The sequence below is a fragment of the Litchfieldella anticariensis FP35 = DSM 16096 genome, from assembly GCF_000409775.1.
In the GTDB taxonomy this organism is placed as follows: Bacteria; Pseudomonadota; Gammaproteobacteria; order Pseudomonadales; family Halomonadaceae; genus Litchfieldella; species Litchfieldella anticariensis.
Genome location: NZ_KE332393.1, coordinates 40,534 through 66,100, shown reverse-complemented (window position 1 = coordinate 66,100; position 25,567 = coordinate 40,534). Strand labels below are relative to the sequence as shown.

The window sequence follows — 25,567 nt, the reverse complement described above, 5'->3', positions numbered from 1 at the left end:
ATGCCAACACTCGCGGCGCTTCCGGCTGGCCGCCGCCAGCGGGCAGCGGCTGCCGCATCGCCAGCCCACCGTGGATATGGCGCCGATGTCGCGGGGCATCCGCCTGGTGCCACCCCAGGAACTGCGTGAGATCGAGAGCCAGTCGTATTATCGCGTCCGTCCGGAAGACCGTCCCAGGCACCCGCTACGCATGGACGAGGAGTGCCTGCGCTATACCAGCCAGACCAAGCGGAACTTCTTTTTTGGAGTAATTCGTTTAACTGGGATGATTGGTTTAGGCATGACGGTTTTTGCAGGTGTCGGTATGCTCATCCTCTTATTACTTATGTCGTTGGGAGACAATAGAGTTGGCCCTGAACATTATCTAGTGCTGGGAAAGATCATACTTATTACAAGTCTTGTCTGTTTGTGCCTTTGGGGGGGGCAAGCTTGATCTACCGCCTCTTCCCCAACTTTGCGGCGGGTTATCAACCGGGCCCCATGTGGGAGCTGAACCGTCGCACCGGCAAGGTGATCGTGTTCGCCAATCCCGCCAAACGCCGTACTGCCTGGCAGGTGGCCCACGAACTGCCCTTCGACGAGTTCGACTGCTACCTGCAGTCGACGCCCAGCCCTCAAGGCCTACCACAGTTCAATCTCAGCCTGGTGCACTACCGCGAGGAGGCCCATGTGGCGCTGGTGGGCATGTTCGGTGCCACCAGCAGCCATGTCGAGCAGCGCGCCGCCTGGGATATGGTTCAGCGCTATATGGACACCTCCCAGCCATTGCCGGAGATTCCGGTGTTCGAGATCTACCGCCCACTCGACCCGGCCACCATCGCGCATGATCGGCGTACGGGGCGTAATCCACGTTTCTGGCGGGACATGGACGATGCCACCTACGAGCGGCACGTCAGCGAACACCAGGACAAGCTGAATGCCTTCTATCGTGGCTGAGCAGCCGATCACTTACACCGCCGAGGCCTATACCGCCGAACGGGCACTGGGAACGCGCTCCTTGGAATGCCAGCACTCGCGGCGCTTCCGGTTGGCGGCCGCCAGCGGCCAGCGGCTGCCGCATCGCCAGCCCACCGTGGATATGGCGCCGAGGTCGCCCGCCTGGTGCCACCCCAGGAACTGCGTGAGATCGAGAGCCAGTCGTATTATCGCGTCCGTCCGGAAGACCGGCCCACGCACCCGCTACGCATGGACGAGGAGTGCCTGCGCTATACCAGCCAGACCAAGCGGAACTTCCTTTTTGGGGTGCTTCGAGGGTTTGGCATCATTGGGGTAATTTTTCTCTTGCCTATATCCATACTTGTGACTTTGTACGGCGCATATGAGAGTTCAAGCCATTCACGCTATAGCTTTATTGAAAGTTTAAATTGGGATATCCCATTAGGAGTATTGATCTTTGGGCTAGTCATGTGGGGGGGGGGTAAATTTAATCTATCGTCTATTCCCCAATTTTGCGGCGGGATATCAACCGGGCCCCATGTGGGAGCTGAACCGTCGCACCGGCAAGGTGATCGTGTTCGCCAATCCCGCCAAACGCCGTACTGCCTGGCAGGTGGCCCACGAACTGCCCTTCGACGAGTTCGACTGCTACCTGCAGTCGACGCCCAGCCCTCAAGGCCTACCACAGTTCAATCTCAGCCTGGTGCACTACCGCGAGGAGGCCCATGTGGCGCTGGTGGGCATGTTCGGTGCCACCAAACAGCCATGTCGAGCAGCGCGCCGCCTGGGATATGGTTCAGCGCTATATGGACACCTCCCAGCCATTGCCGGAGATTCCGGTGTTCGAGATCTACCGCCCACTCGACCCGGCCACCATCGCGCATGATCGGCGTACGGGGCGTAATCCACGTTTCTGGCGGGACATGGACGATGCCACCTACGAGCGGCACGTCAGCGAACACCAGGACAAGCTGAATGCCTTCTATCGTGGCTGAGCAGCCGATCACTTACACCGCCGAGGCCTATACCGCCGAACGGGCACTGGGAACGCGCTCCCAGCAATGCCAGCACTCGCGGCGCTTCCGGCTGGCCGCCGCCAGCGGGCAGCGGCTGCCGCATCGCCAGCCCACCGTGGATATGGCGCCGATGTCGCGGGGCATCCGCCTGGTGCCACCCCAGGAACTGCGTGAGATCGAGAGCCAGTCGTATTATCGCGTCCGTCCGGAAGACCGTCCCAGGCACCCGCTACGCATGGACGAGGAGTGCCTGCGCTATACCAGCCAGACCAAGCGGAACTTCTTTTTTGGAGTAATTCGTTTAACTGGGATGATTGGTTTAGGCATGACGGTTTTTGCAGGTGTCGGTATGCTCATCCTCTTATTACTTATGTCGTTGGGAGACAATAGAGTTGGCCCTGAACATTATCTAGTGCTGGGAAAGATCATACTTATTACAAGTCTTGTCTGTTTGTGCCTTTGGGGGGGGCAAGCTTGATCTACCGCCTCTTCCCCAACTTTGCGGCGGGTTATCAACCGGGCCCCATGTGGGAGCTGAACCGTCGCACCGGCAAGGTGATCGTGTTCGCCAATCCCGCCAAACGCCGTACTGCCTGGCAGGTGGCCCACGAACTGCCCTTCGACGAGTTCGACTGCTACCTGCAGTCGACGCCCAGCCCTCAAGGCCTACCACAGTTCAATCTCAGCCTGGTGCACTACCGCGAGGAGGCCCATGTGGCGCTGGTGGGCATGTTCGGTGCCACCAAACAGCCATGTCGAGCAGCGCGCCGCCTGGGATATGGTTCAGCGCTATATGGACACCTCCCAGCCATTGCCGGAGATTCCGGTGTTCGAGATCTACCGCCCACTCGACCCGGCCACCATCGCGCATGATCGGCGTACGGGGCGTAATCCACGTTTCTTGGCAGTGATAGATACTAATAATGCACGACTTGGAAGTTTTCTATCCAACTTTATTTCTTCCTTTAGGTGGGAAATGGTTCTAAGCGTGCTAGCTATAAGTGTAGTGTGTTGGGGGGGGGCAACCTTAATCTATCGTCTCTTTCCCAATTGGGCCGCGGGTTATCAACCGGGCCCCATGTGGGAGCTGAACCGTCGCACCGGCAAGGTGATCGTGTTCGCCAATCCCGCCAAACGCCGTACTGCCTGGCAGGTGGCCCACGAACTGCCCTTCGACGAGTTCGACTGCTACCTGCAGTCGACGCCCAGCCCTCAAGGCCTACCACAGTTCAATCTCAGCCTGGTGCACTACCGCGAGGAGGCCCATGTGGCGCTGGTGGGCATGTTCGGCGCCACCAACAGCCATGTCGAGCAGCGCGCCGCCTGGGATATGGTTCAGCGCTATATGGACACCTCCCAGCCATTGCCGGAAATTCCGGTGTTCGAGATCTACCGCCCACTCGACCCGGCCACCATCGCGCATGATCGGCGTACGGGGCGTAACCCACGCTTGTGGCGGGACATGGACGATGCCACCTACGAGCGGCACGTCAGCGAACACCAGGACAAGCTGAATGCCTTCTATCGTGGCTGAGCAGCCGATCACTTACACCGCCGAGGCCTATACCGCCGAACGGGCACTGGGAACGCGCTCCTTGGAATGCCAGCACTCGCGGCGCTTCCGGTTGGCGGCCGCCAGCGGCCAGCGGCTGCCGCATCGCCAGCCCACCGTGGATATGGCGCCGATGTCGCGGGGCATCCGCCTGGTGCCACCCCAGGAACTGCGTGAGATCGAGAGCCAGTCGTATTATCGCGTCCGTCCGGAAGACCGGCCCACGCACCCGCTACGCATGGACGAGGAGTGCCTGCGCTATACCAGCCAGACCAAGCGGAACTTCCTTTTTGGGGTGCTTCGAGGGTTTGGCATCATTGGGGTAATTTTTCTCTTGCCTATATCCATACTTGTGACTTTGTACGGCGCATATGAGAGTTCAAGCCATTCACGCTATAGCTTTATTGAAAGTTTAAATTGGGATATCCCATTAGGAGTATTGATCTTTGGGCTAGTCATGTGGGGGGGGGGTAAATTTAATCTATCGTCTATTCCCCAATTTTGCGGCGGGATATCAACCGGGCCCCATGTGGGAGCTGAACCGTCGCACCGGCAAGGTGATCGTGTTCGCCAATCCCGCCAAACGCCGTACTGCCTGGCAGGTGGCCCACGAACTGCCCTTCGACGAGTTCGACTGCTACCTGCAGTCGACGCCCAGTCCTCAAGGCCTACCACAGTTCAATCTCAGCCTGGTGCACTACCGCGAGGAGGCCCATGTGGCGCTGGTGGGCATGTTCGGTGCCACCAAACAGCCATGTCGAGCAGCGCGCCGCCTGGGATATGGTTCAGCGCTATATGGACACCTCCCAGCCATTGCCGGAGATTCCGGTGTTCGAGATCTACCGCCCACTCGACCCGGCCACCATCGCGCATGATCGGCGTACGGGGCGTAATCCACGTTTCTGGCGGGACATGGACGATGCCACCTACGAGCGGCACGTCAGCGAACACCAGGACAAGCTGAATGCCTTCTATCGGGGATGAAGGCGTGATCGGCATAGCTGAGTGTTTCACTGCCTATGCACTCGAGGCGCATACCTCGGCCATGCCCCAGCAACGTCCGCCGCGCGAGTGCTAGTATTCGCGCAAGTTCAAGCTATTCGCCACCGGTGAACCGGGGTTCGGGCAATTCCTCGAATGCGGCAAGCCGCAGCCGGCACGGCCGCGTGGCGAAGCCAAAGGGTTTTGAGCATGACCGGTGCGGGATAGCGCTTGTTATGCTGCTGTGGCCTACGCTTAGGGTATGCGTTGGTGCATAGCGGGGCGCGGGGCATGTCCGAGCTTTCCATTCGCTTGTTGCTGATCGAAGACAACCCACTACACAGCCGATTGATCCAGCAGCTACTCAAGACCGATACCCAGCTACGCTGTGATGTTGAGGCGGTCGAACGCCTCGACGAAGGCCTGATTCGGCTGGCACGCGGCAATGTGGATCTGGTGCTGCTGGACCTGGTACTACCCGACAGTGAAGAACTCGAGACCCTATGGCGGGTACGCTTGGTAGCGCCGCAGGTGCCGGTAGTCATCCTGACTAGCTTGGATGATGTCAAGCTGGCGGCTCGGGCAGTGGAGTCCGGGGCCTACGACTATCTGGTCAAGTCACATCTCAAGGGCGCTTCTCTGGGGAGGGCCGTTCGCTACACCCTGGCACGGGCGCGTGCCAGGGGCGGCGAGTGGGACTCGCCGATGTTTCGCTTGGCGCAGCAGCAATTCCTCAAAGCTGCCCAGTACATGGACCTGGACGACAATATCCGTCAGCGCCTGTTGTTCCCGCAGCGTGCGCACATGGTCTCCTTCCCTTTCTTCCGCGACGATCACAGCCAAGTGGAAACGGTCTTCGGCTACCGCGTGCAGCATGTACTGTCGATGGGACCGACCAAGGGCGGAATCCGTTATCACGAGGGGGTCGACCTCGGCGAGGTAGCCGCATTGGCGATGTGGATGACCTGGAAGTGTGCATTGATGAAGCTACCTTTCGGAGGCGCCAAGGGCGGTGTGCGGGTCGACCCCACAGCGCTCAGCAAGGCGGAGCTGCAGCGGCTTACGCGGCGTTATACGACCGAAATCATCGAGATGATCGGCCCGGACAAGGATATCCCTGCACCGGATCTGGGTACCGATGAGCAGGTCATGGCGTGGTTGATGGATACCTACAGCCAACAGATCGGTCATGCGGTGCCAACGGTGGTTACTGGCAAACCGGTGGTGCTGGGCGGTTCTCTGGGCCGTAAGGAGGCCACCGGTCGCGGACTGGTGTACCTGATCGAGGCCTCGGCGCAGCATATCGGGCTCGAACTTTCCAAGGCGACCGCCGTGGTACAAGGCTTCGGCAACGTCGGCAGCCATGCGGCGCGCTTTCTGGCCGAACTGGGCGTCAAGATCATTGGTGTCGGCGATGTCTCCACCGGCCTCTATCGGCGTGAGGGGCTGTCGATGGAGGAGTTGCAGGCCTATGTTGCCGAGCACCGGATATTGGACGGCTATCCGAATGCAGAGGCGATCAGTAACGCTGAGCTGCTGGAGCTCGACTGCGATGTATTGGTGCTGGCGGCGTTGCAGAACCAGGTTACCGTGGAAAATGCCTACCAGATCAGTTGTCGGTTGCTGGCTGAGGGGGCCAATGGCCCGACCATGCTGGAGGCCGATGACATCCTCCACGAACGTGGCATCTTCGTACTGCCCGATATCCTCGGTAATGCCGGAGGTGTCACGGTGTCCTATTTCGAATGGGTACAAGGCATGCAGAACCTGACCTGGACCCTGGACGAGATCAATGGACGGCTGCAGTCGATTATGTTGGATGCCTTCCAGCGGACGCTGCACCGAGCGCAGAGGGACCAACTCGATATGCGCACCGCGGCGTTGATCGAGGGCATTTCGCGGGTAACCGAGGCCAAGTTGTTGCGGGGCGTCTTCCCGTAGCACTGGCAAGGGGGCGTGCATGCCATCCGAGACCGATAACCACAAGTGTGGTGGGCACCAACCTCAAGAGATAGCACCATGCTGCCGTGAGCGTCATCAGCTGATCGAGGCGTTCGAGGCGATCTCCGAGGGCTTCACTCTCTACGATGCCAACGACATCCTGGTAGCCTGCAATTCGCGGTTTCGGGACGAATATTCGGGTGTCCCCGACCTGGTCAAGCCAGGCATGCGCTTCGAGGACCTGATTCGCACGGTGGTGTACCGGAAGATCATCTCGATCGGTGACTGGGAACCGGAAGAATGGATCGCCTGGCGACTTGCCCAGCGTCGTAATCCCGGCCCGCCGTTTACCATCCGGACGGCTTCTGGCCGGCAACTGCGCATCAGTGAACGCCGCACCCGCGATGGTGGGGTGGTGGCCATCTATACCGATATCACCGAGCTGGAAACCCAGCGCGCCCACCTCGAGGCCCAGGTCATGCTGACCGAGGAGGCACAAGCTCACGCCGAGGCAGCGCGCGACCAGCTTACCGAAGCGCTCGAATCCATTGCCGAGGGGTTCGCCTTGTTCGATGCCGACGATCGGTTGGTGCTCTACAATTCCCGCTTCAAGGAACATTTCGTTACCCCGGGCGATGCGGTCGAGTTAGGGCTGCATTTCGAAGACTTGCTGCGAGCCGTGGTCGAGCGTGGCCTCATTCCCTCTGGCTATGAGTCAAGTGAGGTTTGGATCGCTGAACGTCTCGCCGCTCATCGCAACCCCTCCAGGCCCTATCATATGGTGCGCAGTGACGGCGTCTGCATCCAGATCAGCGAACATCGTACCGGGAACGGTGGCTATGTCGCCGTCTACTCGGACATCACCGAGCTCGAACAGCATCGCCATCGTCTGGAAGAGCTGGTCACGGAACGCACCGCTGAGCTCCAGGCCACTGCCGTGGAGCTGCGCCGTTCGCAGGATGAGTTGCGTCGGGCTCGGGATTTGGCGGAACGGGCCAGTCTGGCCAAAAGTGAGTTCCTGGCGAACATGAGCCATGAGATTCGCACCCCCATGAATGGTGTGATCGGTGTCGCCGAATTGCTGGAACGTACCGAGCTGACCGACCAGCAGGCCGAGTACGTGGCGATCATTCAGAAGTCGGCCGATACCCTGCTAGGCTTGATCAACGACATTCTCGACTTCTCGAAGATCGAGGCAGGGCGGCTCGAGCTTGAATCGGTGGCTTTTCACCTGCGTGACACCCTGGGCGATACGCTACAGACGATGGCGCTGCGGGCCGATGAGAAGGGACTCGAGTTGGCGGTGCATATCCCACCCGAAATTCCCGATCGGCTGCTCGGCGATCCTATACGCCTGCGCCAAGTGGTGGTCAACCTGGTCGGTAATGCCATCAAGTTCACCGAAACCGGCGAGGTGGTGGTCGATCTGCGGCTCGAGGCGCTCCATGAGCACAGCGCGCGCCTGGCTTTTGAAATTCGCGATACCGGGATTGGCATTCCCGAAGCGCAGCGCCATAAGATCTTCGAAGCCTTCAGCCAAGCGGATACCTCCACGACACGGGTGAGTGGTGGCACGGGCTTGGGGCTGTCCATCGCCGCTCAATTGGTGGGCATGATGGGCGGTCGGATCGAGCTGTCCAGAGGTCCCGGAGGACACGGTAGCAGCTTCGCTTTCAGTATCGGCTTTGGGTTGCCGGAGGAACGGGGCGAGACCCAGCCGTGTCCCACTGGTCTGGATGGACAACGGGTGCTAGTGGTCGACGACAATCGCACCAATCGCATGATTCTCGAGGAAATCCTGAGCAGTTGGGGGATGCGGCCGACGACGATAGCGGATGGGGAGAAGGCACTCGACGTTCTTGAGCGCTCGAAGGATGATCCATTCCCGCTGGCGTTGCTTGATGTGATGATGCCGGTCATGGACGGCTACGAGCTGGCCGAGCGGATTCGACGGCGTCCCGAGTTTGTCGACCTACCTATCCTGATGCTGTCGTCGGGCGCACATGCGGGTGGTGCATCGCTACGTCGGCGGTTAGGCATCGCTCGGTTGCTGATGAAACCGGTCAAGCAATCGGAACTGCTGAACGCGATAAGCGAGGCGCTCGGTATCACGACCGGGAAGCGCAAGGTGGCGCCGGTACCGCATGATCGTCCCAGAGGCTTGGCTGCACGCCGTGTGCTGCTGGTCGAGGATGGCCTCGCCAACCAGCGGGTGGCGATCGACCTGCTGACCCAGCGCGGGCATGACGTCGAACTGGCCCAGAACGGTGCCGAGGCGATCGAGGCCATTCGCCGCCACGATTTCGATGTGGTGCTGATGGACATCCATATGCCGGTGATGGATGGCCTCGCGGCGTCTCGGGCGATCCGTGAACGCGAACACAACACTGGCGATCATGTGCCAATCATCGCCATGACCGCGAGCGCCACCAAGGAGGATCGCGAGCGGTGTCTGGCTGCGGGCATGGATGATTATGTCACCAAGCCGTTCCGTGCCATTGAGCTGTTTGAGGCCGTTGAGGGAGACTTGGATGGCCTGGCCATTAGCCAGAAACAGCGGGAAGCCTCGCCGGCTGCTGCTGAAACGGCATTCCCCTGGCCATCGCAGGAGGGACAGGAACCCTGCCTGGACTGGGAAGGAGCGTTGCAAAACCTCGAGAACAACCGCGTGCTGTTACAGGAGATGGCGGAGCTGTTCCGGCAACAAGTGCCGGAATTAATGACGGAGATCGAAACCGCCATCGCCGATAGGAACAAATCGCTATTGCGTCGCGCAGCGCATACCTTGAAGGGAGCGGCGCTGGTGATCGGTGCTCGGTCGACGGGAGCCGCCGCGTCGCGGCTCGAAACCCTGGCGCGGGAAGGTGAGTTCGATGCTGCCGCCGAGGCCTTCACCATCCTCAAGGGCCGCCTGGATGAGTTGGAGCCCAGGCTCGACGTACAGCGTCGCGGCGATGACCCCCTATGACAGGAACATTCGTCTTGTGCTGTGGGACCCCGGCCTTCATGCCGGGGTCCATTCTGTTGCCCTGTTAGTGTGGGCTGCTTTGTTAGTGCGGAGAGGGGGCAGCCGTTCGGGTCAGGGCAGCGTCGGGAGCTTGCTCCATGCGTTCACGCTCGCGATCGAGAATGGCCAAAGCCTCCTGCTTGGTGATCCGCGATGCCGGTGTCATCAAGCTGACCGCTATGCCACCGGCTAGTGCCGCCAATACTGCCGGGATGCTGGGATTGCCCCAGAAGGCACTCCAGGACTCGTTGGCGATGACCGCCAGCGAGGTGGCAGAAGCAGTGATCAGGGTGGCCACGGCACCTTGCCAGTTGTAGCGCGGCCAGAAACGTCCCAGCATGCCGCACACGAACATCCCGGCCATGATGGTGGCGATCATGCGGGTGATGTAGTTGATGACGTTATCCGAGGTTAGTGCAAAGGCCAGGGCCAGACCGATGGTGGCTACCAAAGCCAGGCGAGAATAAAGCACCACGTGTCGTGCGGCGGGCGTGCGCCCGGTGAATAGCACGTAGATATCGCGCATCAGCGTCGAGACGCCGGCGATGGCATCCGAGCTGGCGCTGGACATGGTCGCTGAGAGGCCGGCGACCAACAGCAGTAAGCCGAACCCCAGCGGCAGGACTTCGGTCGCCAGGAATGGGAAAGCGTAGTTGCTGTTGTCCAATCCCGGATTCAGGGCGTGGGTGGCCATGCCGAGAATTGCCGGGATGATCGAGAAGCCCAAGTAAAGCACGCCGGTAATCACAAAGGAACGGCGTACCGAAGCCACCGAGTCGCCGGAGTAGATGCGCTGGCGGAACGACGGTGTGGCGAGCACACCCACGGCTATCACTGCAGCCAGCGACAGGGCCGGCAGGCCGCCAATCTTGCCGATACCGAGGAAGCTGGCTGCGCCGGCGTCCATGCTGGCGGTTAGCCCGCCGAAGCCGCCGACCTCGATCAACGCCAGTACCGCCATCAGCAGGAAGCCGGCAAATAGGATCACGGCTTGAACGGTATCGGTCCACACCACGGCGAAATAGCCGCCGATCACACAATAGATGCCAAAGCCCAGTGCTACCAGGATCCGCGCCGTATCAAGGTCGATATCGGCCATCCACGACAAGTAGAGGCCGCCGCCGAGAATATGTGCGCCCAGCCAGCCAATGCAGGCGATATAGATCAGCACTGCGACCAGGTTGCGCACCAGCCGGTTGGCGCCGACGTAGTAGGAGAGCTCTTCGCTCATGGTCATGAAGCGCAGCTTGCGTATCGGGGCGAAGCATAGCGCCAGTAGCAGGATGCCTACCGCACCGCCGATACCATACAGTGCGCCAGCCCAGCCGTTGGCATAACCGAAGCCCACTGCCCCCATGCTCGAGCCAGTGCCGACCATGGTCGCCACAGTGGTGCCGATGGTCAGGAAGACGGGGATGCTGCGCCCGCCGAGCAGGAAGTCGTCGCCAGTGCCGCGTTTATGGCGCGAGATCCACCAGCCGAAACCGATCATGACGAGCACATACGCCAGAAAGGCGCCAAGGAAAATCTGACTGTTCATGGTATCCTCTTGTCGTTGTTTACGGAAACACTGCACAAATGTCTACGCGTGCGAATCGCTGCGTTGCGCGGTGCTCGAAAGCCTCACCTATACCCCATAGGCTCCGGTTTCTGCGCTCCGTGCGCCTTGCGCTTCATCCCGCTTGACGATTTTCTCAGTGCTTCCTTGCCCGGTCGTTGCCGCGACCGGCGGTAAGCAATGTCATGATTGCGTCGGGTGGTCCGTCACGGCCCTTGCCCGTACGCATCTCGGCGTCGCGTTCCTTGCCGGGAGCGCGACGCCCCTCGTCTCAGGCCCGCTCGGCCCGAAAGCACTTCACATCGACCTCCACCTTGCAGTCGACCACCAGGTCCTGGACGCTGCAGATCCGGGCTGGGGGGTTGTCGGCGAAGAGCTCGTGAAACACCTTGTTGAACGACGAGAAATAGCGTGCATCGGTGAGTACGGCAGTGACATGCACCACGTCCTCGAGGTCGTAGCCAGCTTCCTGCATGATTGCCAGGCAGTTGTCGAAGGCTAGTCGCGTCTGCTCGACGATGCCGCCTTCGACCACTTCGCCATCGACCATCGGTGTCTGACCGGAGACATAGAGCCAGCCACCGGCCTCCACGGCGCGGGCAAAGGGCAGTTTCTGGCCGCCGGTACCGACGCCACCTTCGACGCCGTAGCGGGTGATGCTCATGGGGAGTCCTCCATACGGTGGGTGAGATGTCGTGAGCGGCGCAGCATGCGTCCGGCACGTTCGCCGGTGGCTGCGCCATGTCGATAACCGATCACGCCATTGACCATCACCAGCTCGATGCCGTGAGCCGGTGCGATGGGGATGTCGTAATCGGCAGTGTCTTCGAGGGTTTCGAGATCGAAGAGCGTCAGGTCGGCGAAGGCACCTTCACGGATCACTCCGCGATCGGTGAGGCCAAAGTTGGCCGCCGAGAGGCTGGTCATCTTGCGTACCGCTTCGCTCAACGGTATCAAGCCCAGATCTCGACTGTAGCGAGCCAGCACGCGTGGAAAAGCCCCCCACAGCCGTGGGTGCGGGTGCGGGTCGTTGGGGAGGCCATCGGAGCCAACCATCGACAGTGGATGGGCGAGCACCTGCTGCATGTCGTCCTCACTCATGTTGTGGTAGACCGCGCCAGCCGGTTGCAGACGCCTGGCGGCTTCGAGCAGCGATACGCCCCAGTCGGCGGCGATGGCCTTGAGCGGACGCCGGGCCTGGTCGGGGTGCGGCTCGGACCAGGTGATGGTGATCTCGATCTCGTCGCTGACCTGGCCCAGGTCCAGGGTCGAGGAGCCAGCGGTGTAGGGATAGCAGTCGCAGTGGGCGCGCTGATGACGGGCCGCCGTGTCGAGCCTGTCCAAGGCGCGGTGGGCGTTGCCCCAGTTGCCGGCCCCGGCGCACTTCAGATGCGAAATCACCAGTGGTACCTCGCCACAACGGGCGGTGGCGAAGGCTTCGTCCATGGCATCGAGCAAGCCAGCGAACTCGTCACGTAGGTGAGTGGTGTAGACGCCGCCGGCCTTGCCCACCGCTGCCACCAGGGGCTTCATTTCCGCTGTGGGCGCATGAAAGGCATTGCGGTAGGCGAGCCCTGAACTCAATCCCAGCGCTCCCTCATCGAGGGCTCGCGCAAGAAGGGCCTGCATGGCGTCTATTTCAGCCATACTGGCGGGACGGGCGAAGTCGTTCATCACCTGGCTACGAAGGCTGGTATGACCGACCAGGGCGGCGACATTGACGCTGGGTATGGCGGCATCCACCGCCGCGGCATAGGCGGCGAAGCTTGGGTAACGAAAGTCCTCGACGCGGCCGAGCAGATTCATGGGGTCCGGCACCTTGCCTTCGAGGCTGACGGGGCTGGCGCTGATGCCGCAGTTGCCCACCACCACCGTGGTCACGCCTTGGGACAGCTTGGGTAACATTTCCGGCGTGCGGATGACGTTGGTGTCATCATGGGTATGTACATCGATGAATCCCGGTGCCAGGTATCGGCCCGTGGCATCGAGGCTGGCCGTGGCCGTGTGCTGACCCAACTCACCGATGGCGACGATACGTTCGTCACGAATTCCGATATCGGCCTGGAAGGGAGGAGCGCCGGTGCCGTCGAGCACCTGAGCGCTGCGAATCAGTACATCAAAATGCATGGTCAATCTCCCAACGGCTGGCGATTGTCGCCGCCGCGGTGGGCATCGAGGGTGATCTTGAGGCGGCGCAGTTTGTCGCGCGCGCGGTCGCGGTGACGCGTAGCCAGTTCCAGTGCCAGTACATCGATGGCCGCCAGCATGGCGTAGCGCGACGCGGAGGGGTGATAGATGTAGTCGGTTTCGCGTGAGACCACTGGCAGCACTACGTCGGCGGCCTCCGCCAGTGGCGAACCGCTGGCTGTTATCGCCACCACCTGGGCGCCATACTGACGGGCGATGCGAGCGGATTCGATCATCTCCGGGGTATAGCCGGTGACCGACAGCACCACTACCACATCCTCGGGATCCAGGGTCGAGGCCACCATACGTGGCAGCAGTGCCTGAGGGTAAGCACTAATCGCATAACCCAGACGTACCAGGCGAAACTGCATTTCTTGTGCCAGCATGCTGGAACCACCGCCGGCACCGAATACTAGAATCTGGCGGGCAGCATCAAGGCGTTCCACGGCACCGGCGACATCGGCCTGGCCCATCAGGTCGCGGTTCACGGCCAGGGTTTGGGTGGCGATTTCGTAGACCGCCAGGGGGCCGTCGGCGGGATCGGCTTCCTGGATGAAGCGTCGCCCGGCAGCCAGGGCGCGGGTGAGGCGAGTCTTGAGGTCGCGTACGTTATGACAGCCCACGGCGCGGGCGAAGCGCGTCACAGTGGCGTCGCTGACACCGGCCCGGGCGGCGATCTCGCTGATGCTGGCCTCGGTGACGAAGTCGATGTCGTCGTAGATCAACTCGGCGACCTTCTTTTCGGCGTCGCGCAGAACGGCGAAACTGGCCGTAATGTGCGACAGAATGTCGATGTCTTGGCTCACCGTCGTCTCCTCTGGCGTGGGCTTCGGGGCAATACCGAGAACCGGGAGGCTTGCCTGTCAAGCTAAGTATGTTAATTTCTAACAAAACGTCAAGTGTGTGTGAAAGTTTCGTTCAATGGCATATTGTATGAAAAACATCGCAGGAAGAATGATGGGAGAGGGACATGAGAGACGTGACGAGCGCGCCTTGGAACTGTGACAAGGGCACCATCGAGACCAGCCCTGACGTGCTGTCCGGGGTTAGCCTGCCGGCAGCAGTCATTTTCGAAGGATCGCTTGCGCACAACCTGGAGTGGATGCAGCGTTTCGCCACGGATCATGGCGCGCGTCTGGCACCACATGGCAAGACCACCATGACCCCCGCCCTGTTCCAGCGTCAGCTAGATGCCGGAGCGTGGGGCATCACCCTGGCGACGGCGCCACAATGCCGGGCTGCTTTCGCCCATGGGGTGGAGCGTCTGCTGATGGCCAACCAACTGGTTGGCGAGGCCAATATGGCGATCATTGCCGAACTGATCGAGGCGGGAGCCGATTTCTATTGCGTAGTCGATAGTGTGGCCAATGTGCGCCATTTGGGGCGCTACTTCGCAGCACGAGGTTTACGCCTGCAGGTACTGATCGAGTTGGGTGTGGATGGCGGGCGCTGTGGTTGTCGCGACCAGGACGAGATCATGGCCCTGGCCGAGATGGTCGACAGCGAGCAGGCGTTGGTATTGGCGGGTCTGGAGGGCTACGAGGGTGTGGTGCATGGCGATAACCCTGAAGCCGGCATTCGTGCTTATGCCTGGCATCTGGTGGAGGCTGCCCAGGCGCTGGATCACGATGGTCTGATCGAGGTACCGGCGCCGCTGATCACAGCTTCAGGGTCAGCCTGGTACGACCTGATTGCCGAAGTCTTCCATGAGGCGCATCTCGGCGAGCACTTCGTACCGGTGCTGCGTCCCGGCTGCTATGTGGTCCACGATCACGGCATCTATCGCCTGGCCCAACGTGGCGTGCTGCGGCGGCGTCCCGATCTGGAGCGGGGCCTGGAACCGGCACTGGAAGTCTTTGCTCAGGTCCAGTCACTGCCCGAGCCCGGGCTGGCCGTGATCGCCCTCGGCAAGCGCGACATCGGCTTCGATCAGCTACCTCAGCCACTACGTCGCTATCGAGAGGGCGGTAGTGCTGATCGGGTGCTGTCCGTTGCCGGCTGGGAAGTCACCAAACTGATGGACCAGCATGCCTTCGTGCGCTTGCCCGAGGAGGCCTCGGAAGCAGGCAACGGCGAGATCAGGATCGGTGACATCGTGGCATTCGGGGCCTCCCATCCCTGCCTGACGTTCGACAAGTGGCGTCACATCTGCCTGGCGGACGAACGACTGAATGTGATCGAGGTGATGACGACCTGCTTCTGAACCAACCTACCAGGCGATGCCATTGGCCTTGAGCTGTGAGGCAAAACGATGCGCCACGCGATTGAGCTGATCCTCGTTGACACCGGGGAGAAGTCTGCGCGCTTCGGCGAACAGTGGCTCGGCCTTTTCATGGCGCCCTGAGTAGATCAGCAATATCAGAATACCTTCAATATCCTTGTCGCTATGGATGTTCTCAGGCTTTCTGCTCTTTGGCTGGGTCTGGCGTGTCCGCGAGATTCGCAAGGGGGCGTCTCCAATTGGGGATGGAACATTGGCCGCTAGCGGCCCCCGGACATATCGGCTGCTGCAGACCGTTCTTTAGTCGACGACTACCCCTGGCGCTAGCCGTGCCAAGCGATCACCAAACAGGTAGGCACCTAGCGCGACCAGAATCAGTAAGGCGCCGGCGATCATCGAGACCGTCGGTCGCTCGCCGTTGAGTCCCATCCCCAGCCCTAGTGCCAGTACTGGCGTGATCAGGGTGACCAGCGCCACGGTGGCTGCGGATAACCGCGACAGGATCAGGTAATAGCACAAGAAGCCTAATAATGAACCGAACACACCGAGGTAAAGCACCGCCCATAGACCGCGTGTCGAAAGTGGCATGGCCAGGGGTTCGCCACTGGTTAGCCATAGCACCGCGAAACAGGGCATGCTGAGGATCAGAGCGCCAAGAGTTTGATTGAGCGGCTTCAGGCCGGCCCTTACGCGTTGCACGGCAATGCCGCTGCCACTGAATAGGGTCACCGCTACAATCATCATCGCCAGGGCGCCAAGTTGCCGAGTGCCGCTGGACAATGAGTCGGCGAAGATCACGGCCAATCCCACCACACCCAGTACGCACCCCAGCCAGTGCCAACGCTGGAGTTTCGTCGTTCCGGGCAAGACCTGAAGAATCAGACCCGAGATCAAGGGGGCCAGACCGAACATTACCGACATCATGCCCGACGGCAGGGTCAGGGAGGCGCGATAGCTCAGTGCCATGGCCCCAAAGATGCCTGGCACGGCGGCCGCGTAGCTGAGCAGCGCATGGCGCGTCCAGCTAAGCCGGCCGCCAATGGCTTTGAGGATCACCAGGCCCAGAATCGCCGCAATCGCCATGCGCAGCCACACGCTGCCCACCGGAGCGCCGGCTTCCGCGCTCCACTTGATGGCTAGCGGGGTGGTGGCCCACACCAGTACGACGATCAGATAGGCCGGTCCGGTTGGCATGACATCGTCCTTTGAAATAGGCCTGGCGATATGTGATAACGCCAGGGAACCATGACTGAGTAGGAAATCGTTTGGACGTTAATCATTACCATGAAAAAAGCCGCCACGTCGAGACGAGTATGGCGGCTTTTTTCTCGATCCGAAGCGATCAGCTCTCGGCCTGCTCCTGCATCAGCCGCGGGTCACGGCCGATCGGGTGTGGCTCACCGCGGGCCTTGGCCAGCTCAATCTGCTTCTGGCGCTCACGGGCCCCGGCACGGGTCTTCTCGGGGAGTGAGTCCCAGCAATGGGGACAACTCACGCCGGGTTCGTAGTACTCGGAGCGCTGGTTCTCGGCAGAGATCGGCATGCGGCAGGCGTGGCACTGATCGTATTCGCCTTCGCTGAGGTTGTGGCGTACCGTAACCCGGTTGTCGAACACGAAGCACTCGCCGCGCCACAGCGATTTCTCTTCGGGCACCTTTTCCAGGTAGTTGAGCACGCCACCCTTGAGGTGATAGACCTCTTCGAAACCTTCGCCGAGCATGAAGCTCGACGCCTTCTCACAGCGGATGCCGCCGGTGCAGAACATCGCGACTTTCTTGTGTCGGGTGGGATCGTAGTGCTGGCGCACATACTGCGGGAATTCGCGGAACGACTTGGTCTTTGGGTCGATTGCGCCAGTGAAGGAGCCGATGGCCACCTCGTAGTCGTTGCGAGTATCGATCACCAGCACCTCAGGATCCGAGATCACCTCGTTCCAGTTTTCGGGCTCGACATAGGTTCCCACGCGGTGGTTGGGGTCGACGCCATTTACACCCAAGGTAACGATCTCCTTCTTCAGCTTGACCTTGGTGCGATAGAAGGGCGGCTCGTCACAGTAGGATTCCTTGTGATCGATGTCGATCAGGCGCGGATCGGCCTTGAACCAGGCAAGCAACGCATCGATACCTTCGCGCGGTCCAGCCACGGTGCCGTTGATGCCTTCCTTGGCCAGCAGCAGGGTGCCCTTGACACCGTTGTCGAGCATCACTTGGCGCAACGGTTCACGCAGATCTTGATAGTCTTCGAGCGTGACGAACTTGTACAACGCCGCGACGACGATTCGCGGGGAATCGCTGGGATGGATCATGCAGTGTGTCTCCTGGTAGTCGTCCTCGCAAAGGACGGACCGGGTAAAATCGTGGCGAGAATTCTACCCTCAACATACGGCTCGTGCATCCGTTGGGCCAATACACGACGCCCCCGACGCTCTAGGAGCCTCGGGGGCGGAATCGTCATGCACCGTGCGAGATCACTCCTGAAAGTTGGTCTCGGAGTAGAGCACGCGCAGACGTAGGGTGTGATTGACTTGCTTGAGCGCCTCTAGTGCCTGGGCGCCATAGGCCTTGTCGACGTCGATCACCACGTAGCCGACCTTTTCATTGGTCTGCAGATACTGACCGGAGATGTTGATGTCATTCTCCGACAGCACGTGGTTGATCTCGGACAGCACGCCGGGCACGTTGTCGTGGATGTGCAGCAGACGGTGCTTGTCCGGGTGCGCCGGCAGCGCCACTTCAGGAAAGTTGACCGAGGTGATGGTGGTGCCGTTGTCGGAGTAGGTGATCAATTTCTCCGAGACCTCGACACCGATGTTTTCCTGGGCCTCCAGGGTCGAGCCGCCGATGTGCGGTGTGAGGATGACATTCTCCAGACCGCGCAACGGACTGACGAACTCCTCGCTGTTACCTTTGGGTTCCACCGGGAAGACATCGATGGCCGCCCCCAGCAACTTGCCGCTCTTGAGCGCATCGGCCAGTTCCTCAATTACCACCACGCTGCCGCGCGAGGCATTGATCAGGATCCCGCCTTGCTTCATCAAGGCGATCTGCTCCTTGCCGATCATCCACTTGGTGGAAGGCACTTCGGGCACGTGCAGGCTAACGACATCGGCGCGTGCCAGCAGCTCTTCGAGGCTACCGACCTGGCGCGCGTTGCCCATGCCCAGCTTAGTGACCACGTCATAGTAGATGACATCCAACCCCAGCGACTCGGCCAGCACCGAGAGCTGGGCACCGATATTGCCATAGCCGACGATGCCCAAGGTCTTGCCACGGGCTTCGTGGGAGTTCTTGGCGGTTTTCAGCCACCCGCCCTGGTGGGCGCGAGCGCTCTTCTCGGGAATGCCGCGCAGCAGCATGATCGCTTCTGCGAGTACCAGCTCCGCCACTGAACGGGTATTGGAGTAGGGCGCGTTGAACACCGGGATGCCGCGAGTGAGCGCTGCACCAAGGTCGACTTGGTTGGTACCGATACAGAAGCAGCCCACTGCCACGAGTTTCTCGGCGGCATCGAACACACGCTGGGTCAACTGGGTGCGGGAGCGAATGCCGATGAAGTGGACGTCACTGACCTTCTCGAGCAATGTCTCTTCATCGAGTGAGGTCGACAGGTGCTCGATATTGGTGTAACCAGCGTTCAGAAAGTTATCCACCGCGCTCTGGTGGACGCCCTCGAGAAGCAGGATCTTGATCTTGCTCTTGTCCAGGGAGGTTTTGGCCATGGTCGAATCAACCCTTTCCGCGGCACGAGCCGCTTGCTATCAGTATGATTTTTAGCCTGTTGGCCAACCGAAATCGAGAGCAGCGGCCCGGAGAAAAGGGTGTGAAGGGAGCTGCCCGGATGCAGTGGCGAGAGACGCCCGGGGCGCAACAGGGTTGCTATCCTAGCACAGCCGTGCCTCATCCCGATGGTTGGGCGAAATGAAAATGCTGCACCGCGAAGATGAGCACCATGCAAGTCAGTGTCATTCGGGGCAGACGCACCCCGGGTAGGAGCGTGTATACTATGCCCTCGATTTACGACCCGGCATGGAACACCGGTGCCGACTCACGATCGGTCCGATGATGAGCGAGACGCACCATGGCTAACAAGGACATTGGGTTATCTGAACATGAAGCGCCCCAAGATTTCGCGGCGACCCTCGAGCGACTGGAAGCATTGGTCAACCAGCTCGAGTCCGGTGAGTTGTCGCTGGAAGACTCTTTGGCAGCGTTCGAGCAGGGCGTGAACTTGACTCGCGACGCTCAGCGTCGCCTCGACGAGGCCGAACTCAAGGTGCGTGCCTTGATCGAGCAACCGGATGATTCCCTGCATGACATGCCTTTCGCGGAACCCGAGGCGGGGGATGTCGGTGAACGCTGAGTTCTCATCCCTGGAAGCACGACTGGCAGGTGATCGAGCACGTGTCGATACGTGTCTCGAGCGCCTGTTCAATGCGCGCCTGCCAGCGTCTTCGCGGCTCGAAGCGGCGATGCGACATGGTGTACTAGGGGGGGGCAAGCGCTTGCGTCCGGTGTTGGTATATGCTGCCGGACGTGCCTTGGGTGCGCCAGCCGAGGCGCTGGATGCTCCCGCTGCGGCGGTGGAGCTGATCCATGCCTACTCGTTGGTTCACGACGACCTGCCAGCGATGGATGACGACGATCTGCGTCGTGGCCAGCCTACCGTGCACAAGGCCTTCGATGAGGCGACGGCGATTCTGGCCGGCGATGCGTTGCAAACACTAGCCTTCGAGGTGTTGGCGGTTGCCGAGCACCCACGTCTCCCAGCATTGATTCGCACCCTGACCATGGCGTCGGGGCGCGATGGTATGGCAGCTGGCCAAGCCCTGGACCTGAGCTCCGTTGGCAACCACCCTGATGTCGAGTCGTTGGCTACCATGCATCGCCACAAGACCGGTGCGCTGATCCGCGCGGCGGTACGCTTGGGAGCGCTGGTGGCCGTGGCCGAGAGCGATCCGCGGCTGGGTGCCCTGGATGACTATGCAGCGGCCATCGGCCTGGCGTTCCAGATTCAGGATGACATTCTCGATGTCACTGGCGATGCCGCTACGCTAGGCAAGGCCTCGGGAGCCGATGCGGCACGCAACAAGCCCACTTATCCGGCTCTGCTGGGACTCGATGGCGCTCGTGCCAAGGCACGCGCCCTGCTCGACGAGGCTTTGGCGTCGCTCGCCCCGTTGGGTGAGCAAGCGACACCGCTGGCCGAGCTGGCCCGATACATGATCGAGCGCGACCACTGAGGAAGCACTGAATCAATGACTGCATGCCGTTCGACAATCGATTCAGTGCTTCTCCTGACAAATAGATGAGCCCATGAAGCTGTTCGACGAAATACCCGCCGAGCGCCCGGCGACGCCATTGCTCGATACTTTGGATACACCTGCTGCGCTGCGCGCCATGAATCAGGCGCAGCTCTTGCAGGTGGCCGATGAGTTACGCGCCTATCTGCTCTACAGCGTCGGTTGCAGTGGGGGCCACTTCGGTGCTGGCCTTGGGGTGGTGGAGCTGACCGTGGCGCTTCACCATATCCTGGAAACGCCTCACGATCGGCTGGTATGGGACGTGGGCCATCAGGCATACCCGCACAAGATTCTTACCGGTCGACGTGAGCAGATGCCGCGTATTCGGCAATACGGTGGTCTGGCAGCCTTCCCGCGCCGTGCCGAATCGGAGTACGACACCTTTGGCGTGGGGCATTCCAGTACCTCGATCTCGGCGGCACTGGGCATGGCGCTGGCGGCCCGCACACGTGACGAAAAGCGCCGCGTATGCGCAGTGATCGGCGATGGCGCGCTGACGGCGGGGATGGCGTTCGAGGCCTTGGCCCATGCTGGCCACGTCAATGCCAACCTGTTGGTGGTGCTCAACGATAACGAGATGTCGATCTCCGAGAACGTTGGTGGCATGGCGAGTTATCTGGCACGGATCTTCACCAGCAAGCCCTATACCTTGATGCGCGAGAACAGCAAGAAAGTCCTCTCGCACCTGCCCGGCGCCCTGGAGTTCGCCAAGCGCACTGAAGAACACATGAAGGGCATGATCAGCCCGGCCACATTGTTCGAGGAGATGGGCTTCAACTATATCGGTCCCATCGATGGTAACGACCTGCCGACATTGGTGCACACACTGCGTAATATGCGTGATCTCGAGGGCCCCCAGTTCCTGCACATCAAGACACGCAAGGGGCGTGGCTTCCAGCCCGCCGAGTCCGACCCGATTGGCTATCACGCCATCACCAAGCTGGAGAAGGAACCCTCACCGCCGCCCAAGGTTGAGTCCAGGGCCCCTGAGCAGGCCCAACCGCAAACGAAACTGAAGCCCAAGAAGTACTGCAATGTCTTCGGCGACTGGATCTGCGACATGGCAGCGGTGGATGAGCGGCTGATCGGTATCACGCCGGCAATGCGTGAAGGTTCGGATCTGATTCGCTTCTCCAAGGAGTATCCCGAGCGCTATTACGACGTGGCGATCGCTGAACAGCACGCGGTCACGCTTGCCGCCGGCATGTCGTGCGAGGCAATGAAGCCTGTGGTGGCGATCTATTCCACCTTCCTGCAGCGTGGCTACGACCAGCTTATTCACGATGTGGCCGTGCAGAATCTTGACGTGACTTTCGCCATCGACCGTGCCGGTCTGGTCGGTGAAGACGGTCCGACTCACCACGGTGCTCTGGATCTTTCCTATCTACGCTGCATTCCAGGGCTGGTGGTGCTGGCCCCGGCCGATGAGGCCGAATGTCGCACCATGCTCAGCGCTGCCTACCATCATCCTGGCCCGGCGGCAGTGCGCTATCCGCGCGGTAAGGGACCTGGTGTCGCCATTTCCGACTCGCTCGAGCCGATCGAGATCGGCAAGGCGAAAATAGGGCGTGAAGGCAAGACGATCGCCTTGCTGGCTTTCGGCAGTCTCAATGCACCGGCTGCGGAAGTGGCCGAGCGTATGGATGCGACGCATCTCAACATGCGCTCGGTCAAGCCGTTGGACCGTGACGCCGTGTTGGCCGCTGCCCGCGACCATGAACTGTTGGTGACCCTGGAGGAGAACGTGGTCGCCGGCGGTGCCGGTAGCGCAGTCAACGAGTTGCTGGCGGTGGAAGGGGTGCTGTGTCAGGTACTCAATCTGGGCCTGCCAGATGTCTTCGTTGAGCACGGCAAGCCTGCCGAGCTACTTGCCGAGTGCGGTCTGGATACCGAGGGGATCGAGGCGTCCATACGTCAGCGCCTTGGCCGCAGAAGCTAAACCATTGCCACATCAATGTAACGGTGGACAACCATGTTGATAGCGACAGTGATCGGGGCGGTGCTGGGCTATATGATCGGTGGCCCGTTGGGCATGCTGATCGGGGCAGCACTCGCTTATTGGGGTGTCCAGCGCGTGTTGCGGAAGAGCGTGCTGGGAAAATTGGCTGAGATACAGGCGCAGTTCCTCGATTCCACTTTTGCGGTGATGGGCTGCCTGTGTAAGGCGGATGGTCAGGTCACCCAGGATGAGCTGGAGGTTTCCAAACAGTTTTGGGAACGCTTTCGCTTGAATGCCGAACAGCGCGAGCGAGCCAAGGCTTCATTCAACCGCGGCAAGGCGCCTGATTTTGATTTGGACGCGGAACTGGCCATTGTGCGTCGTATCGCCGGCGGCCAGCGCGCGCTGTTACAAGTGTTCCTGCAGGTGCAACTGTCGGCGATTGCCGCCGATGGGGTGCTACATCCCGCCGAGCATGAAATGCTGCTGCGGGTGGCGCGAGGATTGGGCTGCTCGGAAGCGGAAGTCGCGCAGATCGAGGCTATGCTGCGTGGCGGCGGTGCTCAGGCGCCGGGAGCCACTTCCGGGCAATCACTGGAAGATGCCTATCGAGTGTTGGGCGTCGATGCCAGTGCCAGCGATGCAGAGATCAAGCGTGCCTATCGTCGCCTGATGAGTCAGAACCACCCTGACAAGTTGGCCAGCAAGGGCTTGCCGGAGAGTATGCGGGAAATGGCCAAGGAGCGGACGGCCGAGATCGGTAATGCCTATGAGTTGATCAAGAAGGCACGTGAGCGCCAAGCCGCTTAGGATTGGCTAAATCCTAAATCACCGCGACGGGTATTACCCAATAACAACAAGGCGCCGACATTGATGTCGGCGCCTTTTCTACCATTTGAGGCTCTGTTAAATGGGGCCTTCGTTGATAGGATCAGGAGTTGCCAGTGGCTTGGCGGCCTGGCTGCTCTTCACTTGGATTTCCAGGGAAGCGGGTGAGAGGCTCTCCCTTGGTGATCAAGTTTAGCCGGGCCTCGGTCATGGCGGAGCTGTTACCGGTGTAACGGTAATCGGCCACGGCATCCGGGGCGACCTGTTCGGACCTTGCGGTAGAGGCCGACGCTGTCTCCTGGTTGACCTGCAGTGCCCTTTCAGATGCGATGCCAGCGTTAGCCACTATTGGGAGTGCTGCGAGCAGAACGGTTGCTACGTAAGTCAGGGTTCTCATGTTGAATTCCTCATGTCGAGTGATGAGGATATTATTGTTAACAGGCTAATAATTAGCTAAAACATTATATCAATGGCAGCAATGCCCTGCTTCTATCAGAACGGCCGTCTTCCTGCATTGGCAGATATCATTGATTGGGGGACAGGCGAGGGAGATCACGCTGAGAAAGGCAGCACTGCGGTATAGACAGCGAAATAGTGACAGGTGCTGCCGCCAAGCACGAACAGGTGCCAGATGGCGTGATGGAAGGGAATGGCGCGAACCGCATAAAAGATTACGCCCACGGTGTAGGTAATACCGCCGGCAACCAACAAGGTGATGCTGGTCGCTGATAGATGACGGCCTATCTCACCGAAGGCAACCACGACTAGCCAGCCCATGATCAAGTAGATGGCCACGCGCAGTGTGCCGAAGCGGTGCGGCCATGCCAGCTTGAGTGCGATACCACCGAGAGTCAGCCCCCAGACCGTTGCCAGCAGCGTCCAGCCCAGCGGGCCGCGCAGGTTGACCAGCAGAAAGGGCGTATAGGTACCGGCGATCAAACCGTAAATAGCGCAGTGGTCGAGCTGCTGGAAGGCGCGTTTGAGCTTTGGGTGGCGGGTGCCATGATAGAGGGTTGAGGCGGTATAGAGCAGGGTCAACGTAACGCCGTAAAGACTCACTCCGACGATCTTCCAGGGGTCGACTTCTGCCGCGACACTGGCCAGCACGATCAGCACCGACATACCAGCCACACTCAGAGCCGCTCCTATACCGTGGCTGATGCTGTGGAGGAGTTCTTCGCGGAGGCTGTAGAGAGTGTCGTCGAGGGGGGGCTGATCCGTCATGATGAATTCTCCATGACCTTTCAGACCTATCGAACAACGGGTTCGTTCCGTTTGGTCCGGCTCAAGGCTTGCGTTCGATATCGATATCCGAGGCTTGGGTAAAATCGCCAAGCGCCATCATGTGACCGAGCTTGCCGGCCTTGGTGGCCAGATACTGTTCGTTGTGGGGGTTGAGGCCGGTAGTGATCGGCAAGCGCTCGGCAACGGTCACGCCATCGCGTGTCAGGGCCTCGACCTTACGTGGATTATTGGTCATCAATCTCAGTGACGCCACGCCCAGGTGTTCGAGCATCGGCACGCACAGGTCGTAACGCCGCAAGTCGGCGCCAAACCCCAAACGTTCATTGGCTTCCACGGTGTCGGCACCCTCGTCCTGCAGGTGGTAGGCGCGAATCTTGTTGAGCAGTCCGATACCGCGCCCTTCCTGACGCAAGTAGAGCAGCACGCCACGGCCTTCGTTGGCGATACGCTTGAGTGCCTCCTGAAGCTGATAGCCACAGTCGCAGCGCATCGAGAACAGCGCATCGCCGGTCAGGCATTCTGAATGGACGCGTCCCAGTACCGGCTCACCGTCAGTGATATCGCCTAGGGTCAGAGCGATATGGTCCTTGCCCGTGGCTTCGTCTTCGAAGCCGTGCATGGTAAAGGTCGCCCACGGAGTGGGAAGCTTGGAGGCGGCGATGAATCGGATCGTCACAGGAAACCTCGATGATGGACGACGGCGGTGCACAAGTGGAGCGGACATTCTAACAGGAACGTCGCCGATCCTCACGGCGCCTCGTGGTCAATGAGTATTGGCACTAAATGGGGTAATCGGGATTGTGAATCAAGCCGACGATGCCATGTTTGGGTACAATGCGGGCAAATTGACAAGCGGT

At 60.5% G+C, this 25,567-nt stretch carries 27 protein-coding genes; 16 read left to right on the top strand and 11 right to left on the bottom strand.

What is annotated here, in order from left to right:
* The 11 genes from L861_RS23735 to L861_RS18695 form a co-directional block, all read left to right on the top strand.
* On the top strand, nucleotides 1-433 hold a 433-nt coding region (locus L861_RS23735), incomplete at its 5' end, for a hypothetical protein (RefSeq protein WP_201766439.1).
* Complete coding sequence (locus L861_RS23730; RefSeq protein ID WP_016418220.1) at nucleotides 430-936, top strand: hypothetical protein; 507 nt, start codon at nucleotides 430-432, stop codon at nucleotides 934-936. The genes L861_RS23735 and L861_RS23730, both read left to right, overlap by 4 nt.
* Before the next feature lie 538 nt (nucleotides 937-1,474).
* Nucleotides 1,475-1,822 (top strand): hypothetical protein, encoded by a 348-nt coding sequence (locus L861_RS24945; RefSeq protein ID WP_201766438.1) that lies wholly within the window; start codon nucleotides 1,475-1,477, stop codon nucleotides 1,820-1,822.
* Nucleotides 1,776-1,931, top strand: a complete 156-nt coding sequence (locus tag L861_RS24940) for a hypothetical protein (protein WP_201766437.1) — start codon at nucleotides 1,776-1,778, stop codon at nucleotides 1,929-1,931. The genes L861_RS24945 and L861_RS24940 overlap by 47 nt, the downstream gene beginning before the upstream one ends.
* Entirely contained in the window at nucleotides 1,912-2,430 is a 519-nt protein-coding gene (locus tag L861_RS23725; protein ID WP_016418218.1) for a hypothetical protein, read from the top strand. The genes L861_RS24940 and L861_RS23725 overlap by 20 nt, the downstream gene beginning before the upstream one ends.
* Complete coding sequence (locus L861_RS23720) at nucleotides 2,427-2,825, top strand: hypothetical protein (RefSeq protein WP_016418217.1); 399 nt, start codon at nucleotides 2,427-2,429, stop codon at nucleotides 2,823-2,825. The genes L861_RS23725 and L861_RS23720 overlap by 4 nt, the downstream gene beginning before the upstream one ends.
* 205 nt (nucleotides 2,826-3,030) lie before the next feature.
* On the top strand, nucleotides 3,031-3,486 hold the full coding sequence (locus L861_RS18710; RefSeq protein ID WP_016418216.1) for a hypothetical protein: 456 nt from the start codon (nucleotides 3,031-3,033) through the stop codon (nucleotides 3,484-3,486).
* A gap of 545 nt (nucleotides 3,487-4,031) precedes the next feature.
* Nucleotides 4,032-4,379 (top strand): hypothetical protein, encoded by a 348-nt coding sequence (locus L861_RS24935; protein ID WP_201766438.1) that lies wholly within the window; start codon nucleotides 4,032-4,034, stop codon nucleotides 4,377-4,379.
* On the top strand, nucleotides 4,333-4,488 hold the full coding sequence (locus L861_RS24930; RefSeq protein ID WP_201766437.1) for a hypothetical protein: 156 nt from the start codon (nucleotides 4,333-4,335) through the stop codon (nucleotides 4,486-4,488). Before L861_RS24935 ends, L861_RS24930 begins: the two co-directional genes overlap by 47 nt.
* A gap of 288 nt (nucleotides 4,489-4,776) precedes the next feature.
* Complete coding sequence (locus tag L861_RS18700; protein ID WP_016418214.1) at nucleotides 4,777-6,426, top strand: Glu/Leu/Phe/Val dehydrogenase dimerization domain-containing protein; 1,650 nt, start codon at nucleotides 4,777-4,779, stop codon at nucleotides 6,424-6,426.
* Nucleotides 6,427-6,445: 19 nt separating this feature from the next.
* Complete coding sequence (locus L861_RS18695; RefSeq protein ID WP_016418213.1) at nucleotides 6,446-9,394, top strand: hybrid sensor histidine kinase/response regulator; 2,949 nt, start codon at nucleotides 6,446-6,448, stop codon at nucleotides 9,392-9,394.
* An 82-nt stretch (nucleotides 9,395-9,476) separates the two neighbouring features.
* Here the strand turns inward: L861_RS18695 and L861_RS18690 are convergent, their stop codons facing one another.
* The 4 genes from L861_RS18690 to L861_RS18675 form a co-directional block, all read right to left on the bottom strand.
* Nucleotides 9,477-10,973 (bottom strand): sodium:solute symporter family protein, encoded by a 1,497-nt coding sequence (locus tag L861_RS18690; RefSeq protein ID WP_016418212.1) that lies wholly within the window; start codon nucleotides 10,971-10,973, stop codon nucleotides 9,477-9,479.
* A 289-nt stretch (nucleotides 10,974-11,262) separates the two neighbouring features.
* Nucleotides 11,263-11,655: a RidA family protein gene (locus L861_RS18685; protein WP_016418211.1), complete on the bottom strand. Its 393-nt coding sequence runs from the start codon at nucleotides 11,653-11,655 to the stop codon at nucleotides 11,263-11,265.
* Nucleotides 11,652-13,118, bottom strand: a complete 1,467-nt coding sequence (locus L861_RS18680) for an N-acyl-D-amino-acid deacylase family protein (RefSeq protein ID WP_016418210.1) — start codon at nucleotides 13,116-13,118, stop codon at nucleotides 11,652-11,654. The genes L861_RS18685 and L861_RS18680 overlap by 4 nt, the downstream gene beginning before the upstream one ends.
* A gap of 2 nt (nucleotides 13,119-13,120) precedes the next feature.
* Nucleotides 13,121-13,984, bottom strand: a complete 864-nt coding sequence (locus L861_RS18675; protein WP_016418209.1) for a MurR/RpiR family transcriptional regulator — start codon at nucleotides 13,982-13,984, stop codon at nucleotides 13,121-13,123.
* A gap of 164 nt (nucleotides 13,985-14,148) precedes the next feature.
* Between L861_RS18675 and L861_RS18670 the strand changes: the two genes are divergently transcribed.
* On the top strand, nucleotides 14,149-15,381 hold the full coding sequence (locus L861_RS18670) for an amino acid deaminase (RefSeq protein ID WP_016418208.1): 1,233 nt from the start codon (nucleotides 14,149-14,151) through the stop codon (nucleotides 15,379-15,381).
* 6 nt (nucleotides 15,382-15,387) lie between these two features.
* On the opposite strand, the gene L861_RS18665 is transcribed toward L861_RS18670, so the two are convergent.
* The 4 genes from L861_RS18665 to serA form a co-directional block, all read right to left on the bottom strand.
* A complete protein-coding gene (locus L861_RS18665) occupies nucleotides 15,388-15,624 on the bottom strand; it encodes a hypothetical protein (RefSeq protein ID WP_016418207.1) in 237 nt (78 codons plus the stop codon).
* Nucleotides 15,625-15,699: 75 nt separating this feature from the next.
* On the bottom strand, nucleotides 15,700-16,593 hold the full coding sequence (locus L861_RS18660) for a DMT family transporter (protein WP_016418206.1): 894 nt from the start codon (nucleotides 16,591-16,593) through the stop codon (nucleotides 15,700-15,702).
* Nucleotides 16,594-16,741: 148 nt separating this feature from the next.
* On the bottom strand, nucleotides 16,742-17,704 hold the full coding sequence (gene trhO, locus L861_RS18655) for an oxygen-dependent tRNA uridine(34) hydroxylase TrhO (RefSeq protein WP_016418205.1): 963 nt from the start codon (nucleotides 17,702-17,704) through the stop codon (nucleotides 16,742-16,744).
* A gap of 162 nt (nucleotides 17,705-17,866) precedes the next feature.
* Entirely contained in the window at nucleotides 17,867-19,117 is a 1,251-nt protein-coding gene (gene serA, locus L861_RS18650) for a phosphoglycerate dehydrogenase (RefSeq protein WP_016418204.1), read from the bottom strand.
* Between the two features lie 359 nt (nucleotides 19,118-19,476).
* Here serA and L861_RS18645 point away from each other — a divergent pair, with 359 nt between their 5' ends.
* From L861_RS18645 to djlA, 4 genes are all read left to right on the top strand, one after another.
* Nucleotides 19,477-19,758, top strand: a complete 282-nt coding sequence (locus tag L861_RS18645; RefSeq protein ID WP_016418203.1) for an exodeoxyribonuclease VII small subunit — start codon at nucleotides 19,477-19,479, stop codon at nucleotides 19,756-19,758.
* Nucleotides 19,742-20,638, top strand: coding sequence for a (2E,6E)-farnesyl diphosphate synthase (gene ispA / locus L861_RS18640; RefSeq protein WP_016418202.1), 897 nt, complete (start codon nucleotides 19,742-19,744; stop codon nucleotides 20,636-20,638). Before L861_RS18645 ends, ispA begins: the two co-directional genes overlap by 17 nt.
* Before the next feature lie 73 nt (nucleotides 20,639-20,711).
* Entirely contained in the window at nucleotides 20,712-22,637 is a 1,926-nt protein-coding gene (gene dxs, locus L861_RS18635) for a 1-deoxy-D-xylulose-5-phosphate synthase (RefSeq protein WP_016418201.1), read from the top strand.
* Between the two features lie 33 nt (nucleotides 22,638-22,670).
* On the top strand, nucleotides 22,671-23,447 hold the full coding sequence (gene djlA / locus L861_RS18630) for a co-chaperone DjlA (protein WP_016418200.1): 777 nt from the start codon (nucleotides 22,671-22,673) through the stop codon (nucleotides 23,445-23,447).
* Between the two features lie 121 nt (nucleotides 23,448-23,568).
* Here djlA and L861_RS18625 read toward each other — a convergent pair whose 3' ends face one another.
* The 3 genes from L861_RS18625 to ribA all read right to left on the bottom strand — a co-directional run bounded on the left by L861_RS18625 (nucleotide 23,569) and on the right by ribA (nucleotide 25,386).
* Nucleotides 23,569-23,862: a hypothetical protein gene (locus tag L861_RS18625; protein WP_016418199.1), complete on the bottom strand. Its 294-nt coding sequence runs from the start codon at nucleotides 23,860-23,862 to the stop codon at nucleotides 23,569-23,571.
* 155 nt (nucleotides 23,863-24,017) lie between these two features.
* Nucleotides 24,018-24,689, bottom strand: coding sequence for a PAQR family membrane homeostasis protein TrhA (gene trhA / locus L861_RS18620; RefSeq protein ID WP_016418198.1), 672 nt, complete (start codon nucleotides 24,687-24,689; stop codon nucleotides 24,018-24,020).
* 61 nt (nucleotides 24,690-24,750) lie between these two features.
* Nucleotides 24,751-25,386 (bottom strand): GTP cyclohydrolase II, encoded by a 636-nt coding sequence (gene ribA, locus L861_RS18615; RefSeq protein WP_016418197.1) that lies wholly within the window; start codon nucleotides 25,384-25,386, stop codon nucleotides 24,751-24,753.
* Between the last annotated feature and the right edge of the window lie 181 nt (nucleotides 25,387-25,567).